Origin of the sequence: Pseudomonas floridensis, assembly GCF_002087235.1 — a bacterium.
GTDB lineage: Bacteria > Pseudomonadota > Gammaproteobacteria > Pseudomonadales > Pseudomonadaceae > Aquipseudomonas > Aquipseudomonas floridensis.
This window is the reverse complement of sequence record NZ_MUIO01000154.1, coordinates 1-26,361: the sequence shown is the minus strand read 5'-3', so window position 1 is coordinate 26,361 and position 26,361 is coordinate 1. Positions and strand designations below refer to the sequence as shown.

The following is a 26,361-nucleotide window of genomic DNA, read 5'->3' as shown; positions in this document are numbered from 1 at the left end:
TGCACGACGTGACCGGCAACTGGAATGCCATCGGCTGGATCTTCGCGGTGCTGGGGCTGGGCGCAATGATCGCCGGCATGGGGGCCGGTCGCTCGCGCTATGTGCAGGTGAGCAGTGAGAAAGTCCAGTAAACGTATGATGGCCGTAAATGTTGGTGGCTCCCGGTGCATTTGCCGCTTATCGTGCACGCATATTCTGCCAAGGGATCTGCACGCATGAGTTACGAAGAACAAAGCCAGGCCAACAGCGCACTCATCACGCGTTTCTATGAAGCGTTCGCCCAACTGGATGCCGAGGCGATGAGCGCCTGTTACACCGACGATGTGCTGTTCAGCGATCCGGTGTTTGGCGAGCTTCGCGGCAGCCAGGCCGGTGACATGTGGCGCATGCTGACCTCGCGTGCCAAGGACTTCTCGGTGGTCTTCGATCAAGTGCGTGCCGATGACCGCTCTGGCACTGCCCACTGGGTGGCAACTTATCTGTTCAGTCAGACCGGACGCACCGTGGTCAACGATATTCAGGCCCGCTTCGTGTTTCGCGACGGTCTGATCTGTGAGCACCACGACCATTTCGACCTGTGGCGCTGGTCGCGTCAGGCGTTGGGTGCCAAGGGCCTGCTGCTGGGCTGGACGCCGATGGTTCAGAACGCGATCCGTGGACAGGCGCAAAAGGGGTTGAAGACCTTTACCGAGAGCCGCCGTGCCTGAAGTCTGCGCAGCAGTCGTGCCGACGTCTGACGAGCCCGTGGCAGCCAAGCCCTGGTTCGTCTACCTGGTGCGCGCTGCCAATGGTGCGTTGTACTGCGGCATCAGCGATGATCCGGATCGACGCTTTGCCGCTCACCAGAGCGGCAAAGGCGCGCGATTTTTCTGCTCAAGCCCGGCAGTGGCGCTGGTGTATGTCGAGCAGCACGTCGGCAAGGGCGAGGCATTGCGTCACGAACGACTGATCAAGAAGCTGCGCAAGTCCGCCAAGGAAGCGCTGGCTGCCAGTTACCGGGGTATTCCGGTGCGCGTGTCGATCCATGAGCGTGATGTTGTGTCATCCGGCTGAGCCCATAGGCTGGCGGGGGCGCGCGGGTTAAGCTGTCCGTTTTCCACGCGCCCGAGGCTGAACATGTCCGAGTTGATTCTGCACCATTACTCCACCTCGCTGTTCGCTGAAAAGGCCCGCCTCATGCTGGGCTTCAAGGGCCTCTCCTGGCGTTCGGTGACCATTCCATCAATCATGCCGAAACCGGACCTCACCGCATTGACCGGCGGCTATCGCAAGACGCCGGTATTGCAGGTCGGCGCCGATATTTATTGCGATACGGCGCTGATGGCGCGCCGTCTGGAGCAGCAAAAGGCATCGCCGACGTTCTATCCGGAAGGGCACGAGTTCACGGTGGCGAGCTTTGCCGCCTGGGCCGATTCGGTGCTGTTCATGCACGCTGTCGGCCTGGTGTTTCAGCCAGAATCGCTGGCCGTGCGTTTTGCCAAGGTGCCACCCGAAGCGGCCAAGGCCTTCGTGGCGGATCGCTCCGCGCTGTTTCAGGGTGGCAGCGCCTCGCGCCTGTCGGCTGATCAGGCCAAACATCAGTGGCCAGCGTTCATGGCGCGTCTGGAGTCACAACTGTCGCGCAATGGCGACTTCCTGTTCGGCGAGGCGTCCATCGCTGACTTCAGCGTGGCCCACACCTTGTGGTTCCTCAAGCAGACGCCGGTCACTGCGCCGTTCGTCGATGAGCATCCCGGCGTCAGCGCCTGGCTGGGGCGTGTGCTGGGCTTCGGTCACGGCGCGCACAGTGATCTGAGTTCGGCAGAGGCTGTCGAGATCGCCAACAACGCTACGCCCGCGCCGCTGCCCGACGAGGCTTTCGTCGATCTCAATGGCTTCAAGGCGGGCGATCAGGTCACGGTATCGGCTACGGATTACGGTGTAGACACTGTCGAAGGCGAACTGGTCTTTGCCGGTAGCGAAGAACTGATTCTGCGCCGTGAGGATGATCGGGCGGGCGTCGTGCATGTGCACTTCCCGCGGCTGGGGTTCAGGATCGAGAAGCGCTGAAATCTGCTTCAGCCCGAAGGGTGTAGGGCGTGCTGTAAGGATGCAACCGTGTCCGGCTGATGCTGCTACTTGAGCGCCGCCAGGATGTCATCCGGCGCAAAGCCCCGGATGAGCGTGCCGTTGACATCGATCAGCGGGATACCGCGTCCACCCAGTGCCTCATAAGCCTTGCGGCCTTCCTCGGATTTTTCGATGTCGTATTCCTGATAGGGAATGCCTTTGCTGTCGAGGAAGCGGCGGGTCTGCTTGCAGTAGCCGCACCATTCTGTCGCGTACATCACCACCTTCGCCTGGCTGTAGCTCTGCGCAACGCTGGCGGGCGGAGGATTGACGAAGTTCTCGATCCGGCCCCAGTTCTGATAGATCACCACCACCAGCATGATCAGGGCGACCTTTTTGAGCGTGCGCATCAGCATGTCCGGTTACCGCCGCTTCAACTGATCGGTCAGTTGGGTTGGCAGGCCTTTGATGATCAGCGTGCCCGCCGTTTCGTCGTATTCGATCTTGTCGCCCAGCAGGTGCGCTTCAAAGCTGATCGACAGCCCCTCGGCGCGGCCGGTGAAACGGCGGAACTGGTTGAGGGTGCGCTTATCCGCCGGGATTTCCGGTGACAGGCCGTAGTCCTTGTTGCGGATATGATCGTAGAACGCTCGCGGACGTTCTTCATCAATCAGCTCGGAGAGCTCCTCAAGGCCCATCGGTTCGCCCATTTTGCTCTGGCTGCTGGCGTAATCGACCAGCGTTTTGGTCTTCTCGCGTGCCGACTCTTCGGGCAGATCTTCACTCTCGACGAAATCGCTGAACGCCTTAAGCAGCGTGCGGGTCTCCCCCGGACCGTCGACCCCTTCCTGGCAACCGATGAAGTCGCGGAAATACTCCGAGACTTTCTTGCCGTTCTTGCCCTTGATGAACGAGATGTACTGCTTGGACTGCTTGTTGTTCTGCCATTCGGAAATGTTGATCCGTGCGGCCAGATGCAACTGGCCCAGGTCCAGATGCCGCGAAGGTGTCACGTCCAGTTCATCGTTCACCGCCACGCCTTCGCTGTGATGCAGAAGCGCGATGGCCATGTAATCGGTCATGCCTTGCTGGTAATGCGCGAACAGCACGTGACCGCCGACCGAGAGGTTGGACTCTTCCATCAACTTCTGCAGATGCTCGACCGCAACGCGGGAGAATGCGGTGAAGTCGGTGCCGCCATCCAGATATTCCTTCAGCCAGCCGCTGAACGGATGGGCGCCTGATTCGGCGTGGAACAAGCCCCAGGCCTTGCCCTGTTTGGCGTTGTAGTTCTCGTTGAGGTCGGCCAGCATGTTCTCGATGGCCTGGGACTCGGCGAGTTCGGAGTCGCGTGCGTGGAGTACAGCGGGCGTACCGTCGGGTTTCTTGTCGATCAGGTGGACGATGCAATGACGGATCGGCATGGGCTTCTCGGCTGAAAAAAGGTGAAGAGCGTGCAGCTCGTTGCAAGGCGCTCAGTGTAACGCAGGCTTGCCTTCAATGGCCTTGACGGGGCTGGTTTTCGCCATTGCAGCCCGGTGACTGGTCAAATACTGCACAATTGCTGTTAAAACCTGACCAAAAGGATAGGTAGAGGCGGATATTTACCCGGCTCTGTGCTAGTTTTGCGCGGTCTTGCGCACCTTAGCGCGTCAAGCATGCAGTTTGTGTACGTAGGCCGAACCATTACCCGGTTCCAGAATCTACATTTCGCGATTAATCGTGGCTGCTAGCGGGTGGCCAGGTTCATTGCCTGGCTCCTGGCCGACGTTGCGCTCTGCAATCCAAATGAATTTGATAGGGAAGGAACACCACCATGGCTCTTACTAAAGACCAATTGATCGCCGATATCGCTGAAGCTATCGACGCGCCAAAAACCACCGCGCGTAATGCTCTTGAGCAATTGGGCCAAATTGTTGCCGACCAATTGGAAAACGGCGCCGAAATCACTCTGCCAGGCATTGGCAAACTGAAAGTGACCGAGCGTCCAGCTCGCACTGGCCGTAACCCTTCGACTGGCGCAGCCATCGAAATCGCTGCCAAGAAAGTCATCAAGTTCGTACCGGCCAAAGTGCTGAACGACTCGATCAACAAGTAAGCGCCCGCTTGCTGTTGAAAAGCCGCGCACCGGATCACCGGGCGCGGCTTTTTTGTGTCTGCAAAATGAGCGCATATTTGGCTTTGAACTCGTTTTTGTTAGCGCTGACAAGCTTTTTTGCCCGGTCAGTACAGACACCGCCGATCGCGACGCGGGTGGAGGCTGAGTCCTGATGCTGATCCGGGGGGCAGCCGGCATGGATGCCGGCTGAGCCGCACTGGGCCATGGATGTCCCATTTGCGGCGACCCCCGGAGCAGTGTCAGGGCGAAGGAACCCCGGCGAAGCCGGGGCCGGAACCGGAGCCAAGGAGTTTGCTTACTTTGCTCCCTCAAAGTAAGTCGCCGAGGGGCGAAAAGGTGGCTTGAGCCGTGCGTTCGACTTACTGAGTCCGCAGTCTGTGCCAGTTGTGACGCAGAGCTTAAGTTTGTACGTGTCGCTGCTTTTAGAGGGAGTCAGCTGGCTTGTCCGAAACGAGGCGCATATTCGGCCATCAGGCGGTCGGCTTGCGCCAGGCCGCGTGCTGCGCCTTGTCCAGAAAGGTCCAGGCCACGAAACGGCTCTGCTTTTGCCCTTGCCCCATCTCGACCACTTTGACATCCAGCGCGCCGGCTTTCTTCAGCGCGGTCTGGATCGGCGGCAGGTTGGAGGCTTTGGACACCAGCGTGCTGAACCACAGCACCTGACCGGGCAGATGCGCGCTCTCCTGGATCAGTTGCGTCACGAAACCGATCTCGCCACCTTCGCACCACAGCTCTTGGGACTGCCCACCGAAGTTGAGCACCGGCAGTTTGCGTTTCGGGTCGGCTTTGCCCAGTGCGCGCCACTTACGCTGGCTGCCGCGTTGCGCTTCTTCCAGCGAGGCGTGGAAGGGCGGGTTGCAGAGGCTCACGTCGAAGCGTTCGGTGTCGTCGAGCAGTCCGAGCAGGATGTGCTTGCGATTGGCCTGCAGGCGCACGCTGATGGCCTTGTGCAGGGCATTGGCCTTGACGACGGTGGTCGCTGCGGCAATCGCCGTGCTGTCGATGTCGGAGCCTACGAAATGCCAGCCGTAGTCACTGTGCCCCAGCAACGGGTAGATGCAGTTCGCGCCGGTGCCAATGTCCAGTGCCTTCACCGAAGCGCCGCGCGGGATGACGCCCTCGTGGTCTTCGGCGAGCAGGTCGGCCAGAAAATGCAGGTAGTCCGCACGGCCGGGAATGGGCGGGCACAGGTAGTCGGCCGGAATATCCCAGTGCGCGATGCCGTAGAACGCCTTGAGCAGCGCACGGTTGAACACCCGCACGGCCTGCGGGTTGGCAAAGTCGATGCTCTCCTTGCCATAAGGGTTGAGGATCACGAACTTCGCCAGCTCGGGGCTGGACTTGATCAGTTTGGGGAAGTCGTAATGACCCTGATGGCGGTTGCGCGGGTGCAGCGTGGCCTTTTCTCGCGGCGGTGCAGGCTTGACATTGCGCTGAGGCTTTTTGCGCGGCGGTTTCGGGGTGCTATTGGTCATGTTTTCGGTTTCAGCCGTTATGAAGCGTTATCCGGCCTATTCGCGAGCAGGCTCAGGTCCACCTCGACGCGGTGGCAGCATGTTCGCGAATAGGTCAGCGTTTGTAGGTGCCAATGATTTATGGAGGCGCAATAAAAAGCCAGCCCGCGAACGGGCTGGCTGCCTTGCGCCTTACAGACTGGCGATACGCGCGTGTTGCTCGGCCAGCTTGCCCAGAGCCTGTTCGGCTTCGGTCAGCTTGGCGCGCTCTTTGGCGATGACTTCAGGCGGTGCCTTGTCGACGAACGCCGCATTGGACAGCTTGCCGCCCACGCGTTGCACTTCGCCTTGCAGACGCTGGATTTCCTTGTCCAGACGTGCAAGCTCGGCACCCTTGTCGATCAGCCCTGCCATCGGCACCAGCACTTCCATGTCGCCGACCAGTGCCGTTGCCGACAATGGCGCCTCGGCACCATCGGTCAGTACGGTCATGGATTCCAGCTTGGCCAGTTTCTTGAGCAGGTAATCGTTTTCGCTCAAGCGACGCTGGTCTTCGGCGGTGACGTTCTTGAGGAATAGCTGCAACGGCTTGCCCGGACCGATGTTCATTTCCCCGCGAATGTTGCGCACGGCCAGCATCAGACCCTTGAGCCATTCGATGTCGTCTTCGGCAGCCTGGTCGATGCGTGCTTCGTTGGCCACCGGCCACGCTTGCAGCATGATGGTCTTGCCTTCGACGCCCGCGAGCGGTGCCAGACGCTGCCAGATTTCTTCGGTGATGAACGGCATGAACGGATGCGCCAGACGCAGCGCCACTTCCAGCACGCGCACCAGCGTGCGGCGGGTACCGCGCTGGCGTTCGACCGGTGCGGTTTCGTCCCACAGCACAGGTTTGGACAGCTCCAGATACCAGTCGCAGTACTGGTTCCAGATAAACTCGTACAAGGCCTGCGCAGCGAGGTCAAAGCGGAACTGGTCCAGTTGACGGGTCACTTCGGCTTCGGTGCGTTGCAGTTGCGAGATGATCCAGCGATCGGCCAGAGACAGTTCGACAGCCTCGCCGTTCTGGCCGCAATCTTCGCCCTTGTCCAGCACGTAACGCGCCGCGTTCCAGATCTTGTTGCAGAAGTTGCGATAGCCTTCGACGCGACCCATGTCGAACTTGATGTCACGACCGGTCGAGGCCAGCGAGCAGAAGGTGAAGCGCAAGGCATCGGTGCCATAGCTGGCGATGCCTTCGGCGAACTCCTGACGTGTCTGCTTCTCGATCTTTTTGGCCAGTTGCGGCTGCATGAGGCCGTTGGTGCGTTTCTGCACCAGGGTTTCCAGGTCGATGCCGTCAACGATGTCCAGTGGGTCGAGAACGTTGCCCTTGGACTTGGACATCTTCTGACCCTGGCCATCGCGCACCAGGCCATGCACATAGACCGTCTTGAACGGCACTTGCGGCGTGCCGTCTTCGTTCTTCACCAGGTGCATGGTGAGCATGATCATCCGGGCGACCCAGAAGAAAATGATGTCGAAACCGGTCACCAGCACGTCGGTGGAGTGGAAGGTTTTCAACGCTTCGGTCTTTTCCGGCCAGCCAAGGGTGGAGAAGGTCCACAGGCCCGAGCTGAACCAGGTGTCGAGTACGTCATTGTCCTGCTGCAGGGCAACGTCCGGCCCCAGATTGTGCTTGGCGCGCACTTCGGCTTCGTCGCGGCCGACGTAAACTTTGCCGGACTCGTCGTACCAGGCCGGAATGCGATGGCCCCACCAGAGCTGACGGCTGATGCACCAGTCCTGAATGTCACGCATCCAGGAGAAATACATGTTTTCGTACTGCTTGGGCACGAAGGCGATGCGGCCATCTTCGACCGCCGCGATGGCGGGTTCGGCCAGCGGCTTGGTCGATACGTACCACTGATCGGTCAGCCACGGCTCGATGACCGTGCCTGAACGGTCGCCTTTCGGGACTTTCAGGGCGTGATCGTCAACGCTGACCAGCAGGCCTGCGGCGTCGAAAGCGGCGACGATGCGCTTGCGTGCTTCGAAGCGGTCCAAACCGGCGTACTCGGCTGGCAGGCTGCCGTCGACGGTGTCGTTCAGCGTGCCGTCGAGGTTGAACACTTGTGCGGCAGGCAGCACGGCGGCGTTCTTGTCGAAGATGTTCAGCAGCGGCAGGTTGTGGCGCTTGCCGACTTCGTAGTCGTTGAAGTCGTGGGCCGGGGTGATCTTCACGCAGCCGGTGCCGAATTCCGGATCGCAGTAGTCGTCGGCAATGATCGGAATGCGACGACCGACCAGCGGCAACTCCACGAATTTGCCGATCAGCGCCTGGTAACGCTCGTCCTGCGGGTTCACCGCCACGGCGGCGTCACCGAGCATGGTTTCCGGACGCGTCGTGGCAACGATCAGGTAATCCAGACCCTCAGCGGTTCTGGCACCGTCGGCCAGCGGGTAACGCAGGTTCCACAGATGGCCTTTCTCGTCATGGTTTTCCACTTCCAGGTCGGAGATCGCCGTGTGCAGCTTGGTGTCCCAGTTGACCAGCCGCTTGCCGCGATAGATCAGGCCGTCTTCATGCAGGCGCACGAAGGCTTCTTTGACCGCATCGGACAGGCCGTCGTCCATGGTGAAGCGCTCGCGGCTCCAGTCCACGGACGAACCCAGACGACGGATCTGGCGGCTGATATTGCCACCGGATTCGGCTTTCCATTCCCAGACCTTGTCCAGAAACTTCTCGCGACCCAGCTCATGACGGTTCAGGCCTTGAGCTTCCAGACGACGCTCCACCAGCATCTGCGTGGCGATACCGGCGTGGTCGGTACCCGGCTGCCACAGCGTGTTGCGGCCCTGCATACGACGGAAACGGATCAGAGCGTCCATGATCGCGTTGTTGAAGCCGTGGCCCATGTGCAGGCTGCCAGTGACGTTCGGCGGCGGAATCATGATGGTGTACGAGTCACCCGCACCTTGAGGAGCGAAATAGTTCTCGGACTCCCAGGTCTGGTACCAGGAAGTTTCGATGGCGTGCGGCTGGTAAGTCTTGTCCATGCGCGGCGGGAACCTGTGGCATTGATTCGGAAACCGGCAAGTATAGCCCTGTGGACCTGCGACAAGCCATAAGCGGTGACCGACAAGCTGCGCGCGTCCCCCGCAGATTGGCCCGTCAGCCGCGAATCGGCGAGGGCGAATAATCGGGTTTTACGGGATAAGAGACGAACAGGAACGTCCGGATCAATTCACACGGCGGCAGTGATCATTAGTTTGAAGCTGGAGAGCATCGTCATCGACGACGCTCCGCAAGGTGTTCCCGGGAACCGGACAAGCTGGTAGAGGCCTGAAACTCCCGCGCATCTACTTCTGCTGTTGCGCCAACAACCTTTCCAGTCTGGCCTCCAGCCGTCGTTTGATCTCGGTTTCGATATGCGGGGCGAAGTCGTCGATCACGTCCTGGAGAATCAGCTGCGCGGCTGCGCGAAGTTCAGCGTCCAGATGCAGCAGGGCGTCTGGGTTGGGCAACGCCTCGACCGGCGCGGGTGCTTGCGGCAGCGACGCGGCAGGTTGATCTGCCACGACCGGCGCATCGGGCGTCAAGGTCGGAATATGCGCATCGTCGACATCATCGTCATGGGCATTCGAGTGCTTGTTACCGACCACGTCGAACAGGAGCGGAATCTGCCCGTCGCGGTGAACGGTGTCGGTCAGCAGCGGTGGCTGAAGGGAGTCGTCGCCGAGCAATTGGCGGATCGATTCAAGATCGTCCAGCAAGTGCGCGGATTCAGCTTTTTTTGAAGTGTCCATCGTGCCCTCAAAGACGCTGCAATCGGTGATCCTGCGGAGGATAGCCCTGTTCGCGGTAGGAACGGAAACTCTCGCGTGCGGCAAGACGTATGGCCGGGTCTTCGACAACCACTTCCGCCACGCGGGCGAAACGATTGAAGAAGGCCGGAATGCGCAGGTCCAGGTTGACCAGCAGGTCATCATGTTTGCCTGAGTCATCGCCAATCCCCAGCACGACGGGGGCTTCGTGATCGCTCTCGGCATCGCCGTGGGGCAGAAAGACTTCGCCCCGGAAACGCCAGAGTCGCGCATCGAGTTCCTCGCGCTGAGCGGCATCGCTGCAATGCAAGTAGACCTTGTGCCCCAGACGCCAGGCCTTTTCAGTGAGCTTGCAGGCGAAATCCAGACGAGCTGCCGGATCCTGGGTGGGAAGAATATAGAAGTCGACTTGGGTCATGTTCGTTCCGGAAACCGGGGTGTATCGACCAGCGATCGATACACCACCTGACGTTTCTTACGCCCCGACGCGGTCGAGCAGGTATTGGGTCAAGAGCGGAACCGGACGACCGGTTGCGCCTTTTTCCTTGCCGCCGCTCAGCCATGCCGTCCCTGCGATGTCCAGGTGAGCCCAGTCATAGGCCTTGGTGAAGCGCGACAGGAAGCAGGCTGCGGTGATGGTGCCGCCTTTCGGGCCGCCAATGTTGGCGATGTCGGCGAACGGGCTGTCCAGTTGTTCCTGGTACTCGTCGAACAGCGGCAACTGCCAGGCACGGTCGTCAGCCAGTTTGCCCGCGTCGAGCAGTTGATTGATCAGCGCATCATTGTTACCCAACAGGCCGGTGGTATGGCCGCCCAGCGCAACCACGCAGGCGCCGGTCAGGGTCGCGATGTCGATCACGGCCTGTGGCTTGAAGCGTTCGGCGTAGGTCAGCGCATCGCACAACACCAGACGGCCTTCGGCGTCGGTATTGAGGATTTCAACAGTCTGGCCGCTCATGGTCGTGACGATGTCGCCCGGACGGGTGGCCGTGCCGCTCGGCATGTTCTCGGCGCAAGCCAGGATGCACACCAGGTTGATCGGCAGCTTCAGTTCCAGTACTGCGCGCAGGGTGCCGAATACGCTGGCAGCGCCGCACATGTCGAACTTCATCTCATCCATGCCGGCCGCCGGCTTGATGCTGATGCCTCCGGTGTCGAACGTGATGCCCTTGCCAACCAGCACGAACGGCTTGTCGCCTTTCTTCGCGCCCTGGTAGTTCATCACGATCAAGCGTGGCGGTTGAGCACTGCCCTGGGCTACGGCCAGGAAGGAGCCCATGCCCAGTTCGGCGAGTTTCTTCTCGTCGTGGACTTCGACTTTGAGGTTCTTGTGGGCCTTGCCCAGTGCCTTGGCTTCCTCGCCCAGATAAGTCGGGTGGCAAATGTTCGGCGGCAGGTTGCCCAGATCGCGGGTCAGGGCCATGCCGGTAGCGATCGCCTGGGCGTGGCTGGCGGCGCGCTCGACATCGGCGACGCTGACCTTGGCGGTCAGCAGTGTAATTTTCTTCAGGGCACGGGCTTCGGCTTTCTGGGTCTTGAAGCGGTCGAACACGTATTCGCCGTCAGCCAGCGCCTCGACCAGCAGGCGCGCCTTGCCGTAGGTGTCGCGATTCTTCACGGACAAGTCGTCCAGAACGAGGGTCGCATCGGTGCCGCCCAGGCTCTTGAGCGAGGTCAGTACGCTGCCAACGATTTTCTTCAGTTGGCGGTCCGACAATTCGGCTTCCTTACCAACGCCGACCAGCAGCACACGCTCGGCTTTGAGGTTCGGCAGGTTGTGCAGCAGCAGGCTCTGGCCGACCTTGCCCGCCAGGTCGCCGCGCTTGAGCACGGCCGCGATGGCGCCACCGCTGAGGGTGTCGACGCTTTGTGCAGCGCTGCCCAGTACACGGTTCTCGCCAACGGTGACAACCAGCGTTGCGGTTTTCAAGGTTTCTGGGCTTACGCTTTTAACAACCAATTCCATGTGGGGTCCCCGATTGAACGATGAGATTCGCAATACGAATGTTGAACGCGGCATGACTGCGGTCTTTTCAAGGACAATGCCTGCGATAAGCTTCGCAGTTTGACCCCGCTGCATCACTGCTGACAACCCCGCAGGTTCGCTTGTCGAGCCTCTCTGGATGAACTATCCGGAGCGCGCAGTGACAGAAACACTCAATCACAGGATAATGCCGCATATTTTTGGGTGGCCTGCGTTTCTGCGGGCGTGAATATCCGGTTGCCGTGGCTCACAATTTTCCTTGTTTGGCTGCCTGAGCCTGACAACTCTGGAGTGTCTGGTTTGATTGTCTTTCGTTATCTGTCCCGAGAAGTGCTGGTTACCTTGAGCGCGGTCAGCGCCGTGCTGCTGGTCATCATCATGAGTGGACGCTTCATTAAATACCTGGCCCAGGCCGCCTCCGGCGCTCTGGATCCGGGTGTGCTGTTCATGATCATGGGCTTTCGTCTGCCGGGGTTTCTGCAGCTGATTCTGCCGCTGGGCCTGTTCCTGGGTATCCTGCTGGCCTACGGCCGTCTGTACCTCGAAAGCGAAATGACGGTACTGGCCGCCACGGGCATGAGTCAGCAGCGTCTGCTCGCCATCACCATGGCACCGGCCGCGCTGGTGGCGCTGCTGGTGGCCTGGCTGAGTTTCAGCCTGGCGCCGCAAGGTGCGACGCAGTTTTCCCTGCTGATCAACAAGCAGGACGCCATGACCGAGTTCGACACCTTGGTGCCGGGCCGTTTCCAGGCGCTGCGTGACGGTACGCGGATTACCTACACCCAGGAAATGTCCGAAGATCGCTCGCAACTGGGCGGCGTGTTCATTTCCGAAAAGCGTCTGTCCACGGACAAGAGCAAGGACCGTGGCATCACGGTGCTTGTGGGTGAGAAGGGGCACCAGGAAGTCCGCCCCGACGGCAGTCGTTTCCTGATTCTGGAGAACGGCTATCGCTATGATGGCAATCCGGGGCAGGCCGATTATCGCGTCATCAAGTACGACACCTACGGTGCGATGCTGCCCAAGCCGGAAATCAGTGAGGAGATCAGTGATCGCGAGGCGATTCCGAGCGTTGAGTTGTTCGGTAATGGCACGCCGCGTTATGTCGCCGAACTGCAGTGGCGTATCTCGCTGCCGATTCTGGTGTTCATCGTGACGTTGATGGCTGTACCGCTGGCCCGGGTCAATCCGCGTCAGGGCCGCTACCTGAAGCTGTTGCCCGCCATTCTGCTGTACATGTCCTACCTGACCATCCTGATTGCGGTTCGCGGCGCGCTGGAAAAGGGCAAGTTGCCGCTGGTGCTGGGCATGTGGTGGGTGCACGTGCTGTTCCTGCTGATCGGGCTGGGGCTGTTCTACTGGGAGCCGCTGAGGCTGAAAATGGCGAGTCGCCGTGGCGTTGCGGAGGTGGCTCGTGGTTAAGCTCGATCGGTATATCGGTAAAAGCGTGTTCATGGCGATCCTCGCAGTGCTGGGGATCATCCTCGGGCTCGCGTCGCTGTTCGCCTTCATCGACGAGATGGGTGATATCTCGGACAGCTATACATTGTGGGATGCCAGCAGCTTCGTCCTGCTGACCGCGCCGCGACGTGTCTACGACATGCTGCCGATGGCCGCGCTGATCGGCTGTTTGATTGGCCTGGGCAGTCTGGCCAGCAGCAGCGAGCTGACCATCATGCGCGCGGCGGGTGTTTCCATCGGCCGTATCGTGTGGGCGGTCATGAAGCCCATGCTGTTCCTGATGGTGGCCGGTGTGCTGGTGGGCGAGTACGTTGCGCCTTACGCCGAGAACCAGGCGCAGGCCAACCGCTCGCTGGCGCAGGGTACGGGCGATGCGCAAAGCGCCAAGCACGGTCTGTGGCATCGCCAGGGCGACGAGTTCATCCATATCAACACGGTCCAGCCCAACGGCCTGATGTATGGCGTGACGCGTTATCGGTTCGATGATCAGCGCCACATGCTGACCTCGAGCTTCGCTCGCCAGGCCAATTTCAAGACCGATTATTGGGAGCTGACCGACGTCTCCACGACCTATTTCCGTGAAGGCAAGACTGAGGTCGTCAATACGCCGAACGAGCGCTGGGACGTGTCCCTGAGCCCGCAGTTGCTGAGCACGGTGGTCATGCCGCCCGAATCCCTGTCGATCACCGGACTGTGGAGTTATTCCCATTATCTGGCGGATCAGGGCCTGAGCAACGGCCGTTACTGGCTGGCGTTCTGGACCAAGGTGCTGCAACCGTTCGTGACGGTTGCGCTGGTGTTGATGGCTATCTCGTTCATCTTCGGTCCGCTGCGGTCGGTCACGCTGGGTCAGCGGGTGTTCACTGGCGTGCTGGTGGGCTTTACGTTCCGCATCGTGCAGGACCTGCTGGGTCCGTCGAGTCTGGTGTTCGGCTTCCCGCCCTTACTGGCGGTGCTGGTGCCAGCAACAGCCTGTGCGATTGCCGGTGTGTGGCTGCTGCGCCGCGCCGGATAACGAACCACGCTGTTGAAAAAGCCGACGTCATGTCGGCTTTTTCATGGGTGACGGTTTTGCTGCTTTCCGGGAATGTGTACGAGGCGGGTGCCGGAAAGGCGGTCGTGCCAGGTGCGGCGTTGCGGATCAAACAGGCTCCAGATGAAGCCCAGACCCACGCACAGCCAGGACAGGATGGCGCTGAAAAAGCGCAGCAGCGCCTGTGCCAACGTGATCGCTGTGCCGTCTGCGTTTTGCACGCGTATGCCCCAGACCTGCATGCCCAGTGTTTGCCCTGCGTGGGTCCAGAACCTGGCGAAAAAGGCGAATGTCGCCAACAGCAGGAGTGAGGAGAGCAACGGGTCGCCATCCAGTGCGCCGGATTCGGACAGTTCGCGCAGGCGCGCTTCGCCGATGAAGGCCATCTGGACCAGCTTGTAGAGGAAGGCGGTGACCAGTTGAATGGCCAGGCAGAGCAGGGTGTCGTAGCTGATGGCAGCCAGACGGCGAGGCAGGCTTGCAGGCCGAAAGTCGCCTTGAGGTCGTAGCACGTGTCGTGGCATCGAGAGGCTCTCGGTCACGCTGCAAACCACGGATGGGGCGTGTACCTGCAAAAAAGCCTCTGGCATCGCTACCAGAGGCTTTCGGGGCTGGATCAGGCTTCGGCTTGAACTTCGTCAGCCTGCATGCCTTTCTGGCCTTGTACTGCGACGAAGGTGACCTTCTGGCCTTCTTTCAGGCTCTTGAAGCCGTTACCCTGAATCGCGCGGAAATGTACGAACAGATCCGGACCGCTTTCTGGAGTGATAAAACCAAAACCCTTTTCGTCGTTGAACCACTTGACGGTACCGCTCTGACGTTGAGACATTTTCTTATTTCCTTGACGCTTGAATTGATGACAGCCTCTTTCACATGAAAGAGTACTGGGGCTGGTTGCAGGAAGTAAGAAACGTAGAGCGGGATGTAGCAAACCTAGAGCTACTGCCCAGGTCCCGATTCAGCGACCTATGCAAACACAGTTCAGAAACTCTACGCCAACTCTCGTTACAAAAACAAGCCCCCGCCACGCACCCTGTTTTCAGGGGTTGAGACGCCTATACGGGTAACTCCCCGAATCAGGGCAGTGTCTGTTTTTCAGGACTTTTCTGCACTTCGACGGTGCACTGGCGCGCACACTAAGGCAGGTATCCGGGGTCTGCGAAAGAGTGCCGCGAACAGTGCCGGACGTATGCAGTCCGGCAGCTGTTTTTTTGACGCCATGCGTTAGCCGCGGAAGTAACGTTGCGCAACGAAAGGCATTTTTGTCACGCGCATCGGGACTTTCTTGCCGCGCACCATCGCCCAGACTTGCGTGTCCAGAGCGGTGCAGCGGTTGTCCAGATATGCCATCGCCAATGGGCCGCCCAGGCTCGGGCCGAAACCGCCGCTGCATACACTGCCGATCACCTGATCCTGTGCATCGACGATCTGCGTGCCTTCACGCACCGGCGTACGCTCTTGTGGGAGCAGGCCCACACGCTTTTTGTCCACGCCGTTCTGCTGCTGAGCGAAGATCTGTTCGGCACCCGGAAAACCGCCGGCACGCGCGCCATCTGCGCGGCGTATTTTGGAGATGGCCCATAACAGGCTGGCTTCGATGGGCGAGGTATCGGTGTTCATGTCGTGCCCGTACAGGCACAGGCCGGCCTCCAGCCGCAGCGAATCACGTGCACCCAGGCCGATGGGGGCGACTTCCGGCTCGTCCAGCAGGCGGCGGGCAAGCGCTTCGGCCTTGTCGGATGGCACCGAGATTTCGTAGCCATCCTCGCCGGTATAACCGGAACGGCTGACATAACATTCCACGCCCATCAGCGTGATGCTGGTGAACTGCATGAAGGTCATGCTCGCCACGTCAGGGGCCAGACGTGCAAGCACCGTGACGGCGGCGGGACCTTGCAGGGCGAGCAGGGCGCGTTCTTCGAACAGCGGTTCGATCTTGCAGTGCCCGGCCAGGTGCTTGCACAGGTGTGCCAGGTCCTGACCCTTGCAGGCGGCGTTGACCACCAGCATCAACTGGTCGTTGCCCAGGTTGGCCACCATCAGGTCATCGAGAATGCCGCCGGTTTCATTGGTGAACATGGCGTAGCGTTGCATGCCGACCGGCAGGTCGATGATGTCCACCGGGACCAGGGTTTCCAGCGCCTGGGCGGCATCGGTGCCGGTCAGGCGGATCTGGCCCATGTGCGAGACGTCAAACAGACCGGCATGAGCACGGGTGTGCAGGTGTTCTTTCATGACACCGGCCGGGTATTGCACCGGCATGTCGTAACCGGCGAAGGGCACCATCTTCGCGCCCAGTTCACGGTGCAGTGCGTGCAGCGGAGTGGTCAGCAGGGATTCTGTAGACATGTTCAATTCCTTGTAGGTCAGGCCGTGCGTCATAACGCTGCCCTTCAGCGCAGGCAGCGTGTCGGCATGAGTGATCAGGCTTCCTGATAACTCTCGATGGACGGGCAGGCGCAGACCAGATTGCGGTCGCCGAACACGTTGTCGACGCGGCCGACCGGTGGCCAGTACTTGTTCTCGATCAGCGAGGCGACCGGGTACACCGCCTGTTCACGGCTGTACGGATGCGTCCATTGGCCGACGATTTCGGCTGCGGTATGCGGCGCGTTCTTCAGTGGGTTGTCGTCCTTGTCCAGCGTGCCGTTTTCAACCGCACGAATCTCTTCGCGGATCTTGATCATGGCGTCGCAGAAGCGGTCAAGCTCTTCACGCGACTCGCTTTCGGTCGGCTCGATCATCAGGGTTCCGGCTACCGGGAACGACATGGTCGGCGCGTGGAAGCCGAAGTCGATCAGGCGCTTGGCCACATCATCGACGCTGATGCCGCTGCTCTCTTTCAGCGGACGCAGGTCCAGGATGCACTCGTGTGCTACCAGGCCGTTGCTGCCGGTGTAGAGCACCGGGTAGTGGTCTTCCAGACGGCGGGAAATGTAGTTGGCGTTGAGAATCGCCAGTTGCGAGGCGCGCTTGAGGCCTTCGCCGCCCATCATACGGATGTACATCCAGGTGATTGGCAGGATGCTGGCACTGCCGAACGGTGCCGCGCAGACCGCGCCTTCCTTGCGTTCCATGCGGGCATGGCCCGGCATGAACGGCGCGAGGTGGGATTTGACGCCGATCGGGCCGACGCCCGGGCCGCCGCCGCCGTGCGGAATGCAGAAGGTCTTGTGCAGGTTCAGGTGAGACACGTCGCCACCGAACTTGCCCGGTGCGCAGAGGCCGACCATTGCGTTCATGTTGGCACCGTCGATGTACACCTGACCGCCGTTGTCGTGAACGATGCTGCAGATTTCGCGGATGCCTTCCTCGAACACGCCGTGGGTGGAAGGGTAGGTAATCATCAGTGCGGCCAACTGGTCGCGGTGCTGGAGGGCTTTGGCGCGCAGGTCTTCGATGTCCACGTTGCCGCGTGCATCACAGGCCGTGACCACGACGCGCATCCCGGCCATGTTGGCGGTGGCCGGGTTGGTGCCGTGTGCCGAAGAAGGGATCAGGCAAATGTCGCGATGCTCATCGCCGCGGCTCTGGTGGTAGGCGCGGATGGCCAGCAGACCTGCATACTCGCCTTGCGAGCCGGCGTTGGGCTGTAGCGAGATGGCGTCATAGCCGGTGGCGGCGCAGAGCATCGCTTCCAGTTCGTCGGTCAGTTGCTGATAACCGGCACTCTGTTCGGCGGGGGCGAACGGGTGCAGGTTGCCGAACTCGGCCCAGGTCACCGGGATCATTTCGCTGGCGGCGTTGAGTTTCATGGTGCAAGAGCCCAGCGGGATCATGGTGCGGTCCAATGCCAGATCCTTGTCCGCCAGCTTGCGCAGGTAGCGCATCAGCTCGGTTTCGGAGTGATAGCGGTTGAACACGGGATGGCTGAGGATCGCCGATTGACGTGTCAGCGCCGACGGCAGGCGCGACTGGACACTGGCGGCCAGTGCCGCGAAGTCCGGCAGGCTCTGGTTTTCAGCGGCGAAGAGGGTCCACAGGGTTTCGATGGCGGCTTGCGACGTGGTTTCGTCGAACGACAGGCCCAGGTGTTCGTCGTCGATTTCACGCAGGTTGATGTGTTGTGCACGGGCTGCGGCATGCAGCGCGGCGGTCTTGCTACCGGTGTGCAGGGTCAGGCTGTCGAAGAAGTACTGCTGTTGGACGGTGTAACCCAGTTGACCCAGGCCTTCGGCGAACATTGCGGTCAGGTGATGGACGCGACTGGCGATCTGCGTCAGGCCCTTTGGCCCGTGGTACACGGCATACATGCTGGCAATGTTGGCCAGCAGCACCTGTGCGGTGCAGATGTTACTGGTGGCTTTCTCGCGGCGGATATGCTGTTCGCGGGTCTGCATCGCCAGGCGTAAAGCCTGTTTGCCATGCCGGTCTACCGACACGCCCACCAGACGGCCCGGCATGTCGCGCTTGAAGGCATCGCGCGTCGAGAAGTAAGCCGCATGCGGACCACCGAAGCCGAGCGGCACGCCGAAACGCTGGGCAGTGCCGATGGCCACGTCGGCGCCAAATTCGCCCGGTGGCGTCAGCAAGGTCAGGGCCAGCAGATCGGCAGCCACGGCAACCAAAGCGTTGGCGGCGTGGAAACGCTCGACCAGATCACGGTAGTCGAACACGTCGCCATTGCTGGCCGGGTATTGCAGCAGCGCACCGAAGTAATCGCTGACATCGCCCAATTCCGCTTCATCAGCCACTACCACGCTAATGCCCAGTGGTTCGGCGCGGGTGCGCAGCACATCCAGGGTTTGCGGATGGCAGTGGCTGGAGGCGAAGAATTGCTGGCTGCCTTTGTTCTTGCTCAAACGCTTGCAGAAGGTCATGGCTTCGGCGGCGGCAGTGGCTTCATCCAGCAGCGAGGCATTGGCGATCGGCAGGCCGGTCAGGTCGCTGATCAGGGTCTGGAAGTTGAGCAGCGACTCCAGACGGCCTTGGGAAATCTCCGGCTGATACGGCGTGTAGGCGGTGTACCAGGCGGGATTTTCCAGCAGGTTGCGCAGAATCGGTGCCGGTGTGTGGGTGTTGTAGTAACCCTGACCGATGTAAGTCTTGAACAGCTGATTCTTGCTGGCGATGGCCTTGATCGATGCCAGCGCATCGGCTTCGCTTTGTCCGGCCGGCAGGTTCAGGACGCTGGTGCCCTTGATGCTTTCCGGGATCACGCTTTCGCTTAGCGCTTCGATGGAATCGAAACCCAGGGTCTGCAGCATGGCCTGCTCGTCAGCGGCGCGCGGGCCGATGTGACGGGCGATGAATTCGTTGGCGGTGGACAGTTGAACGGAATCACTCATGGCTCGCTCCTCAGGCTTCGGCGTTGGCTTTGATCAGGCGGTCGTAGGCGTCCTGATCCAGCAAACCGTGGATGGCGTTGGCATCTTGCGGGATGAAGCGAAAGAACCAGCCTGCGCCCAGCGCGTCCTGATTGACCAGTTCCGGTGTGGCGTCGAGGGCCGAATTGACATCGACCACTTCGCCGTCCAGCGGCATGTTGATGCTGCTGGCGGCCTTGACCGACTCCACCACCGACACTTCGGCGTGTTGAGTGTAGACCTGCAACTCCGGGAGCTGGACAAACACCACATCACCCAGCGATTCCTGCGCATAGGGGGTGATGCCGACCGTGACACTGCCGTCGGTTTCGGCACGCAGCCATTCGTGATCGACAGTGAAGCGCAACTCGCTCATAAAAACTCCTCGGGAATGAATCTCGCGCCAGGCGCGACTGTTATCTTCTTCACCTAGCAAGTTTGCGGCCATTTTTTATATTTTCTTAAAAATCAGTGACTTATGTTTTTAAAACGCGGACACCCACAGGGCGGCTGTAGCGAAATCGCTACACTCATGATGACCGGTGAAAAACCGTTTCTGATCAACGCCTTGCTCACAGTCGGCTGCACACATTTGGAATGAAATCATTCCGGTGTATTGAAACCGTTACAAAAGGTGCTGCCTGCGATTGGCAATTGGCGACCGGGACGCTGGAGGAGGAATGACGGGGCTATCGGTCGAGGCGGGAGCCGGGTCGATGACCGATTCGGCGATACGAGCCCGACAGGGCCGTATGCGCTGAATCTGCCACCGAAGCCTGGTGATGTTGCGTCCTTACTTGCCTGGCTGGGCAGGCGCAGTTGCGGCAACCGGGATATTGCCTGCTTCCCATTGAGACTCGCGCTCGCCGAGCGCTGTCGCGATGGATTGCACTTTGGTCGAGCTCAGTTCATTCGGCAGCGGGTCCAGACCGGCGCTGGCGAAGATCTGACCGTAGGCGTTGCGCAAGTCAGCGTAGGCCAGATCGCGGCGCAGGTCGGCCTGCAAGGTGTTGAGCTCGCCCTGGATCAGATCCAGTTCGCCGATTCCGGCTGCCTGGTAGCGGTTACGCAACTGACCGACGATCTGACCGTCGATATCCGACAACTGCTGGCTGGTCTTGAACTGACGCAAGGCCTCGTTGTAGTTGGCGTTCGCCACGTACAACTGGGCCAGCACGGCAATGGACATTGCCTGACGGCGTGCGGTGGCCACTTCCTCGCCGGCCTTGGCCGCATCAATGGCTGCTGGCGCGGAAAGTACGTTGAACAGGTTCCACGTCACCTTGACACCCAGGTCGGCCCACTTGTCGTTGACCAGAAACGAGTTGCTGTCGTAATGACCGCCAGCCGAAAACTCCAGACCCGGCAGCATGCGCAGCATGGCCTTGCGGGTTTCGGCCGAACTGATGCGTGACTGGTAATCCTGTTCTCGTAGTTCCGGGCGGCTGGCGAGGGCTTCGCTTTCCAGTCTGGCCATGTCGATTTTCAGTTCCGGAACCGAATAGTCGTCCGGCGTCGCCAGTTTCAGGTCGGTGCCCAGCGGCAGGTTGATCAGTGTGGCCAGCTCGGTCTTGGCCAGCGACAATGCTTTGCGCTGCTCTTCCAGCTGGCGCGTGGCCTGGATCAGCGAGCGTTGATAGCCCAATGCCTGAACCGGATCGCCAACCCGCTGATCGCTCATTTTCTGACTGTTGGTCTGCGCGGTTTCAACGCGCGCCATGAGGCTGTCGATCTGCTTGAGCAGACGCTGCGCAGCCACGGCGCGCCAGTAGGCCGACCGAACGTCCTGAACGATAGTGTTGACGACCTTGCGACGGCGTTCCTGCACAATCAGACGCTGATCACCCTGCTGCTTGGCGCTGATGTAGCTGACGCCAAAGTCCAGCACGTTCCAGACCATGGTCAGGTCCGCGACACGGCGGCTGCGGTCCTGGGAGGTCGACGGTTCCAGGGATTGAGTGCCGGTCTGTACGCTTTCGCTACTGGAAGCACTGACATTGCTGCGTCCGGCGTATCCGGCGGACAGCGCCATGCGCGGCAGCATGTCGAAACTGGCAAGGTCCAACTGACGCTGGGCCAACGCTTCTTCCATGATCTTCAGACGGGCTTCGAGGTTGTATTTCACTGCCCTGGCCATGGCCTGGTGCAGGGTCAACGCACCGTTCAGCGGCTCCTGATCCTTGTACATCAATTGCAGGTCGCTTTTGGCGCGTTGCTCGCTGGCGCTGCGGTCGATGGGTTTGCTGGTGACAGCGCAACCACTCACGACCAGCGCCAACAGGCTGATGCTGAACAACTTCTGACTTCTTTTCATGCTCCTGACGCCCCTGACTACCGCATTCTTTTTTATAAGCGCCGTCCATGAACGACACACAACCCAGCCCGTTATCAGGCCTGCACTTCGCTGACACTGACTTCCCCTAAAGCCCAGGCCAGCTCGCGCAGTTTTTCCTGTTCGCTATCGGTGATCTGCTGCAACTGCTGGCCCAACGTCAACGCTCCGAAACCTGCGCGGATGCTTTGCGACGAATCGCTCAGGCTCCGGCTTCCAGCACCGTCGAAGGCACTGGTCGTCGAGGTGTCAGTCGCGGATTCGCGAGTGAACAGCATTGAAAGCGTGCTGCTGCCAAACAGGCTGCCCTCCGCGCTGCTGAAACCGAGGAAACCTGAACCCGCGCCACCAACGCTGTCGGGCGTGAAGACCTGAGCGATGAAGCTCGGGGCGAGGGCGCGGTTATTGATGAAAATATTGCCCACTGGTGGCAGGTCGCCGCCGGTCGTGCGTTGTTCGAACAGCGGCGCAAAGCCCAGTGGTGCGGCCAGCGCGCCGGTCGGTGCACCGAATACGGCTGGCAGCAATGGCACGTTTGGCTGCAAGGTCAATGGTGCAGGCGTGTCGATTCTGAACTGCGGGTCTGCGGTCTGCGAAAGCGTGGTGATCGCATAATTCGCCGAAATGGCTGTGCCCGCACCCGCATTGCCTGCCAGATCCGTCACCGTGCCGCTGTCCAGCACGATGAAGTTGCTCGGGTCGTTGGTGTTGGCGGTCGGCGTGAGTGTCGCAGTCCAGGTCGTGCCGCCATCGCTGCTGCCCAGATTGCTCAGCGTGCCATTGGCCACGCTGATGTCCGACAGCGTGAAGTTGGTCACCGGCTCGCTGAAGGCAAAGGTCACCAGCGACGTCTGCCCTGTGCCCAGAGTCGGGTTGGCAAGGGTGATGGTTGCCGTTGGACGCTGGGTGTCGACGGTGTAGTTGGCAGACAAGGCCACCGTGGTACCCGCATTGCCTGCCAGATCGGTGACGTTGCCACTGTCCAGCACGATGAAGTTGTTCGGCGCCGTGGTATTGGCCGTTGCCGTCAGAGTGGCCGTCCAGGTCAGACCGTTGTCGGCACTGGCCAGGCTGGACAGCGTGCCGTTGCCGACGCTGATGTCAGACAGGTCGAAACCGCTGACCGGCTCGCTGAAGGCAAAGGTCACCAGAGACGTCTGACCAATGGCCAGGCTCGGGTTGGCTACGGTGATGGTTGCTGTAGGGCGAACGGTATCGACCGCGTAATTATTGGAGCTGCCCAGGCCGCTGCCCGCGTTACCGGCCAGATCGACCACGCGAGTGTTGTTCACCAGAATCAGATTCGTGGTGTCGGTAATATTGGCCGCTGGTGTCAGCGTTGCGGTCCAGGTGATGCCGCCGTCGATGGTGCCGAGGCCGCTGAGTGTGGCGTTGTTGGTCAACATGTCGGACAGCGTGAAATCGCTGACCGCCTCACTGAACGTGATGGTGACCAGCGAGGTTTCGCCAATCGACAAGGCGTTGTCTGCGACAACAACGGTTGAGGTCGGGCGCAAGGTGTCGATGGCGTAGTTGTTGGAAACGCTCAGGCCGCTACCTGCGTTGCCCGCCAGGTCGGTCACGCCGGTATTGCTCAACGTCACCGAGTTGCTGGCGCTGGTGACACCTGCTGTTGGTGTCAGGGTTGCGGTCCAGGTGATGCCGCCGTCGCTACTGCTCACCGCGCTGAGGGTGCCATTGTCCACGGTCAGGTCGGCATTGGTGAAGCCGCTCACGGTTTCATTGAACGTGATGGTCACCAGCGAGGTTTCACCGATAGACAGCGCGTTATCGGCGACCACGAGGGTAGCCGTAGGACGCTGCGTATCGATGGCGTAGTTATTGGAGGACGTGACGCCACTGCCGATGTTGCCGGACGCATTGGCGAAGCCGGTGTTGTCCAGGGTGATCAGGTTGGTGGTGTCGGTCACGTTGGCGGTGGGTGTGAAGGTCGCTGTCCAGGTGACGCCGCCATCGCTGCTACTGACCGTGCTCAAGGTGCCATTGGCCACGGTCAGGTCGGCGTTGGTGAAACCGCTCACCGCTTCGCTGAACGTGATGGTCACCAGCGAGGTTTCACCGGCCGACAGTGCGTTGTCGGCGACCACGAGGGTGGCGGTCGGCTGCAGGGTGTCGAGGGTGAAATTGGGTGAGCTGGTGGTCCCGGTGCCCGTGTTGCCCGCCAGGTCGGTGACGCCTGCATTGTTCAGGGTGATCAGGTTGGTGGCGTCGTTGACGTTGGTGTTCGGCGTGAACGTCGCCGTCCAGGTCACGCCGCCGTCGCTGCTGGTCACGCTGCTCAACGTACCGTTCGGTACGGTCAGGTCGGCATTGGTGAATCCGGTGACGGCCTCACTGAACGTGATGGTGACCAGAGACGTTTCGCCGGCCGACAACGCGCTATCAGACAGCACGATGGTAGCGGTGGGGCGCAAAGTATCGATGGCATAGTTGCTGGAAACGGTCAGACCGCTGCCCGCGTTACCGGCCAGGTCAGACACGCCTGCAGTGTTCAGGCTGATCGAATTGCTGTTGCTGGTGATACCAGCGGCGGGTGTCAGGATTGCGGTCCAGGTGATGCCGCCGTCACTGCTGCCGACAGCGCTCAAGGTGCCGTTGCTGACGTTCAGATCGGCATTGGTGAAGCCTGTCACCGCTTCGCTGAACGTGATGGTCACCAGCGAGGTTTCGCCGATGGCCAGAGCATTGTCAGCGACCACGACGGTAGCGGTAGGGCGCAGGGTGTCGATGGCGTAGTTGTTGGAGTCGGTGGTGCCGCTGCCAACGTTGCCCGAGGCATTGGCGAAGCCGGTGTTGTCCAGGGTGATCAGGTTGGTGGTGTCGGTCACGTTGGCGGTGGGTGTGAAGGTCGCTGTCCAGGTGACGCCGCCATCGCTGCTACTGACCGCGCTCAAGGTGCCATTGGCCACGGTCAGGTCGGCGTTGGTGAAACCGCTGACCGCTTCGCTGAAGGTGATGGTCACCAGCGAGGTTTCACCGGCCGACAGTGCGTTGTCGGCGACCACGAGGGTGGCGGTCGGCTGTTGGGTGTCGAGGGTGAAGTTGGCCGAGTTGCTGGTTCCGGTGCCGATATTGCCCGCCAGATCGGTTACGCCGGTGTTGTTCAGCGTGATCACATTGGTTGCATCGGTCACGTTGGCGGTCGGCGTGAAGGTCGCCGTCCAGGTCACGCCGCCGTCGCTGCTGGTCACGTTGCTCAACGTACCGTTGGGCACGCTAAGATCGGCGTTGCTGAAACCGCTCACCGCTTCACTGAAAGTGATGGTCACCAGCGAGGTTTCGCCTGCGCTGAGTGTGGTGTCTGCCAAGACGATGCTGGCCGTCGGGCGCGCGGTATCGATGGCATAGTTGTTGGAAACGGTCAGACCGCTGCCTGTGTTACCGGCCAGGTCAGACACGCCTGCAGTGTTCAGGCTGATCGAATTGCTGTTGCTGGTGATACCTGTGGCGGGTGTCAGGGTTGCGGTCCAGGTGATGCCGCCGTCGCTACTGCTCACCGCGCTGAGGGTGCCGTTGGCCACGGTCAGGTCGGCATTGGTGAAGCCGCTCACGGCTTCATTGAACGTGATGGTCACCAGCGAGGTTTCACCGATAGCCAGCGCGTTATCGGCGACCACGAGGGTAGCCGCAGGACGCTGCGTATCGATGGCGTAGTTATTGGAGGACGTGACGCCACTGCCGATGTTGCCGGACGCATTGGCGAAGCCGGTGTTGTCCAGGGTGATCAGGTTGGTGGTGTCGGTCACGTTGGCGGTGGGCGTCAGGGTCGCTGTCCAGGTGACGCCGCCATCGCTGCTACTGACCGCGCTCAAGGTGCCATTGGCCACGGTCAGGTCGGCGTTGGTGAAACCGCTCACCGCTTCGCTGAAGGTGATGGTCACCAGCGAGGTTTCACCGGCCGACAGTGCGTTGTCGGCGACCACGAGGGTGGCGGTCGGCTGCAGGGTGTCGATGGTGAAATTGGGTGAGCTGGTGGTCCCGGTGCCCGTGTTGCCCGCCAGGTCGGTGACGCCTGCATTGTTCAGGCTGATCAGGTTCGTGGTGTCGGCGACATTGACGTTTGGCGTGTAGGTCGCGGTCCAGGTAATACCGCCGTCACTGCTGCTCACCGCGCTGAGGGTGCCGTTGGGCACGGTCAGGTCGGCGTTGGTGAAACCGGTGACCGCTTCGCTGAAGGTGATGGTGACCAGTGAGGTTTCGCCAACGCTTAGCGCCGTATCTGCCAGAGCAACGGTTGCCGTAGGGCGCGCAGAGTCGATGGCGTAGTTGTTGGAAACGCTCAAGCCACTGCCTGCGTTGCCCGCCAGGTCGGTCACGCCGGTATTGCTCAACGTCACCGAGTTGCTGGCGCTGGTGACTCCTGCTGTTGGCGTCAGGGTCGCGGTCCAGGTGATGCCGCCGTCGCTACTGCTGACCGCGCTGAGGGTGCCGTTGGACACGGACAGGTCGGCATTGGTGAAGCCTGTCACCGCTTCGCTGAAGGTGATGGTCACCAGCGAGGTTTCACCGATAGCCAGAGCATTGTCAGCGACCACGACGGTAGCGGTAGGACGCAGGGTATCGATGGCGTAGTTATTCGAGGACGTGACGCCACTGCCGATGTTGCCGGACGCATTGGCGACGCCGGTGTTGTCCAGCGTGATCAGGTTGGTGGTGTCGGTCACGTTGGCGGTCGGCGTCAGGGTCGCTGTCCAGGTGACGCCGCCATCGCTGCTACTGACCGCGCTCAAGGTGCCATTGGCCACGGTCAGGTCGGCGTTGGTGAAACCGCTCACCGCTTCGCTGAAGGTGATGG

The 26,361-nt window shown here is 60.8% G+C and carries 20 protein-coding genes and 1 pseudogene; 7 read left to right on the top strand and 14 right to left on the bottom strand.

From position 1 onward, the window contains the following. From BZK31_RS29295 to BZK31_RS27275, 4 genes and pseudogenes are all read left to right on the top strand, one after another. A pseudogene (locus BZK31_RS29295) lies at nt 1–131 on the top strand (cyanate transporter); the annotation flags it as partial. Nucleotides 132–215: 84 nt separating this feature from the next. Next, a complete protein-coding gene (locus tag BZK31_RS27285; RefSeq protein ID WP_083186325.1) occupies nt 216–707 on the top strand; it encodes a nuclear transport factor 2 family protein in 492 nt (163 codons plus the stop codon). Next, complete coding sequence (locus BZK31_RS27280; RefSeq protein WP_167378122.1) at nt 700–1,053, top strand: GIY-YIG nuclease family protein; 354 nt, start codon at nt 700–702, stop codon at nt 1,051–1,053. The genes BZK31_RS27285 and BZK31_RS27280 overlap by 8 nt, the downstream gene beginning before the upstream one ends. Nucleotides 1,054–1,116: 63 nt before the next feature. After that, the gene (locus BZK31_RS27275; RefSeq protein ID WP_083186324.1) at nt 1,117–2,049 is read left to right on the top strand and encodes a glutathione S-transferase family protein; all 933 of its coding nucleotides are present in this window, start codon (nt 1,117–1,119) and stop codon (nt 2,047–2,049) included. A gap of 65 nt (nt 2,050–2,114) precedes the next feature. Here BZK31_RS27275 and BZK31_RS27270 read toward each other — a convergent pair whose 3' ends face one another. Next, nucleotides 2,115–2,465 carry a glutaredoxin family protein gene (locus BZK31_RS27270; protein ID WP_025994650.1) on the bottom strand — a complete coding sequence of 117 codons (351 nt, stop codon included), beginning with the start codon at nt 2,463–2,465 and terminating at the stop codon, nt 2,115–2,117. A gap of 6 nt (nt 2,466–2,471) precedes the next feature. After that, complete coding sequence (gene yejK, locus BZK31_RS27265; RefSeq protein ID WP_083186323.1) at nt 2,472–3,473, bottom strand: nucleoid-associated protein YejK; 1,002 nt, start codon at nt 3,471–3,473, stop codon at nt 2,472–2,474. 392 nt (nt 3,474–3,865) lie between these two features. On the opposite strand from yejK, the gene BZK31_RS27260 reads away from it, so the two are divergent. After that, complete coding sequence (locus BZK31_RS27260; RefSeq protein ID WP_083186322.1) at nt 3,866–4,147, top strand: HU family DNA-binding protein; 282 nt, start codon at nt 3,866–3,868, stop codon at nt 4,145–4,147. A gap of 491 nt (nt 4,148–4,638) precedes the next feature. Here BZK31_RS27260 and rlmF read toward each other — a convergent pair whose 3' ends face one another. From rlmF to BZK31_RS27230, 5 genes are all read right to left on the bottom strand, one after another. Next, nucleotides 4,639–5,643, bottom strand: coding sequence for a 23S rRNA (adenine(1618)-N(6))-methyltransferase RlmF (gene rlmF / locus BZK31_RS27250; RefSeq protein ID WP_083186320.1), 1,005 nt, complete (start codon nt 5,641–5,643; stop codon nt 4,639–4,641). Between the two features lie 171 nt (nt 5,644–5,814). Next, nucleotides 5,815–8,661 carry a valine--tRNA ligase gene (locus tag BZK31_RS27245; protein ID WP_083186319.1) on the bottom strand — a complete coding sequence of 949 codons (2,847 nt, stop codon included), beginning with the start codon at nt 8,659–8,661 and terminating at the stop codon, nt 5,815–5,817. Between the two features lie 303 nt (nt 8,662–8,964). Next, the gene (locus BZK31_RS27240; RefSeq protein ID WP_083186318.1) at nt 8,965–9,411 is read right to left on the bottom strand and encodes a DNA polymerase III subunit chi; all 447 of its coding nucleotides are present in this window, start codon (nt 9,409–9,411) and stop codon (nt 8,965–8,967) included. 7 nt (nt 9,412–9,418) lie between these two features. Continuing rightward, nucleotides 9,419–9,847: a DNA polymerase III subunit chi gene (locus BZK31_RS27235; protein WP_083186317.1), complete on the bottom strand. Its 429-nt coding sequence runs from the start codon at nt 9,845–9,847 to the stop codon at nt 9,419–9,421. 57 nt (nt 9,848–9,904) lie between these two features. Beyond that, the gene (locus BZK31_RS27230) at nt 9,905–11,395 is read right to left on the bottom strand and encodes a leucyl aminopeptidase (RefSeq protein ID WP_083186316.1); all 1,491 of its coding nucleotides are present in this window, start codon (nt 11,393–11,395) and stop codon (nt 9,905–9,907) included. Nucleotides 11,396–11,713: 318 nt separating this feature from the next. Between BZK31_RS27230 and lptF the strand changes: the two genes are divergently transcribed. Further along, nucleotides 11,714–12,835, top strand: a complete 1,122-nt coding sequence (gene lptF / locus BZK31_RS27225; RefSeq protein ID WP_083186315.1) for an LPS export ABC transporter permease LptF — start codon at nt 11,714–11,716, stop codon at nt 12,833–12,835. Continuing rightward, entirely contained in the window at nt 12,828–13,889 is a 1,062-nt protein-coding gene (gene lptG, locus BZK31_RS27220) for an LPS export ABC transporter permease LptG (protein ID WP_083186314.1), read from the top strand. Before lptF ends, lptG begins: the two co-directional genes overlap by 8 nt. A 41-nt stretch (nt 13,890–13,930) precedes the next feature. On the opposite strand, the gene BZK31_RS27215 is transcribed toward lptG, so the two are convergent. From BZK31_RS27215 to BZK31_RS27185, 7 genes are all read right to left on the bottom strand, one after another. Then, nucleotides 13,931–14,431, bottom strand: coding sequence for an RDD family protein (locus tag BZK31_RS27215; RefSeq protein WP_083186313.1), 501 nt, complete (start codon nt 14,429–14,431; stop codon nt 13,931–13,933). A gap of 92 nt (nt 14,432–14,523) precedes the next feature. Continuing rightward, nucleotides 14,524–14,736, bottom strand: a complete 213-nt coding sequence (locus tag BZK31_RS27210) for a cold-shock protein (RefSeq protein ID WP_003175786.1) — start codon at nt 14,734–14,736, stop codon at nt 14,524–14,526. 395 nt (nt 14,737–15,131) lie between these two features. Further along, complete coding sequence (gcvT, locus tag BZK31_RS27205; RefSeq protein WP_083186326.1) at nt 15,132–16,256, bottom strand: glycine cleavage system aminomethyltransferase GcvT; 1,125 nt, start codon at nt 16,254–16,256, stop codon at nt 15,132–15,134. Between the two features lie 74 nt (nt 16,257–16,330). Next, the gene (gcvP, locus tag BZK31_RS27200) at nt 16,331–19,195 is read right to left on the bottom strand and encodes an aminomethyl-transferring glycine dehydrogenase (protein ID WP_083186312.1); all 2,865 of its coding nucleotides are present in this window, start codon (nt 19,193–19,195) and stop codon (nt 16,331–16,333) included. Nucleotides 19,196–19,205: 10 nt separating this feature from the next. Then, the gene (gene gcvH, locus BZK31_RS27195) at nt 19,206–19,589 is read right to left on the bottom strand and encodes a glycine cleavage system protein GcvH (protein ID WP_083186311.1); all 384 of its coding nucleotides are present in this window, start codon (nt 19,587–19,589) and stop codon (nt 19,206–19,208) included. Nucleotides 19,590–20,006: 417 nt separating this feature from the next. After that, nucleotides 20,007–21,509 carry a TolC family protein gene (locus BZK31_RS27190; protein WP_208617239.1) on the bottom strand — a complete coding sequence of 501 codons (1,503 nt, stop codon included), beginning with the start codon at nt 21,507–21,509 and terminating at the stop codon, nt 20,007–20,009. A gap of 92 nt (nt 21,510–21,601) precedes the next feature. Further along, the coding region (locus BZK31_RS27185) for a beta strand repeat-containing protein (protein ID WP_244182747.1) at nt 21,602–26,361 on the bottom strand (4,760 nt) is incomplete at its 5' end.

Bases quoted from the DNA above. Each gene is read 5' to 3' on its own strand.
- BZK31_RS27285 (WP_083186325.1), top strand. From the start codon at position 216: ATGAGTTACGAAGAACAAAGCCAGGCCAACAGCGCACTCATCACGCGT.
- BZK31_RS27275 (WP_083186324.1), top strand. From the start codon at position 1,117: ATGTCCGAGTTGATTCTGCACCATTACTCCACCTCGCTGTTCGCTGAA.
- BZK31_RS27270 (WP_025994650.1), bottom strand. From the start codon at position 2,465: ATGCTGATGCGCACGCTCAAAAAGGTCGCCCTGATCATGCTGGTGGTG.
- yejK (WP_083186323.1), bottom strand. From the start codon at position 3,473: ATGCCGATCCGTCATTGCATCGTCCACCTGATCGACAAGAAACCCGAC.
- BZK31_RS27260 (WP_083186322.1), top strand. From the start codon at position 3,866: ATGGCTCTTACTAAAGACCAATTGATCGCCGATATCGCTGAAGCTATC.
- rlmF (WP_083186320.1), bottom strand. From the start codon at position 5,643: ATGACCAATAGCACCCCGAAACCGCCGCGCAAAAAGCCTCAGCGCAAT.
- BZK31_RS27245 (WP_083186319.1), bottom strand. From the start codon at position 8,661: ATGGACAAGACTTACCAGCCGCACGCCATCGAAACTTCCTGGTACCAG.
- BZK31_RS27240 (WP_083186318.1), bottom strand. From the start codon at position 9,411: ATGGACACTTCAAAAAAAGCTGAATCCGCGCACTTGCTGGACGATCTT.
- BZK31_RS27235 (WP_083186317.1), bottom strand. From the start codon at position 9,847: ATGACCCAAGTCGACTTCTATATTCTTCCCACCCAGGATCCGGCAGCT.
- BZK31_RS27230 (WP_083186316.1), bottom strand. From the start codon at position 11,395: ATGGAATTGGTTGTTAAAAGCGTAAGCCCAGAAACCTTGAAAACCGCA.
- BZK31_RS27215 (WP_083186313.1), bottom strand. From the start codon at position 14,431: ATGCCACGACACGTGCTACGACCTCAAGGCGACTTTCGGCCTGCAAGC.
- BZK31_RS27210 (WP_003175786.1), bottom strand. From the start codon at position 14,736: ATGTCTCAACGTCAGAGCGGTACCGTCAAGTGGTTCAACGACGAAAAG.
- gcvT (WP_083186326.1), bottom strand. From the start codon at position 16,256: ATGTCTACAGAATCCCTGCTGACCACTCCGCTGCACGCACTGCACCGT.
- gcvP (WP_083186312.1), bottom strand. From the start codon at position 19,195: ATGAGTGATTCCGTTCAACTGTCCACCGCCAACGAATTCATCGCCCGT.
- gcvH (WP_083186311.1), bottom strand. From the start codon at position 19,589: ATGAGCGAGTTGCGCTTCACTGTCGATCACGAATGGCTGCGTGCCGAA.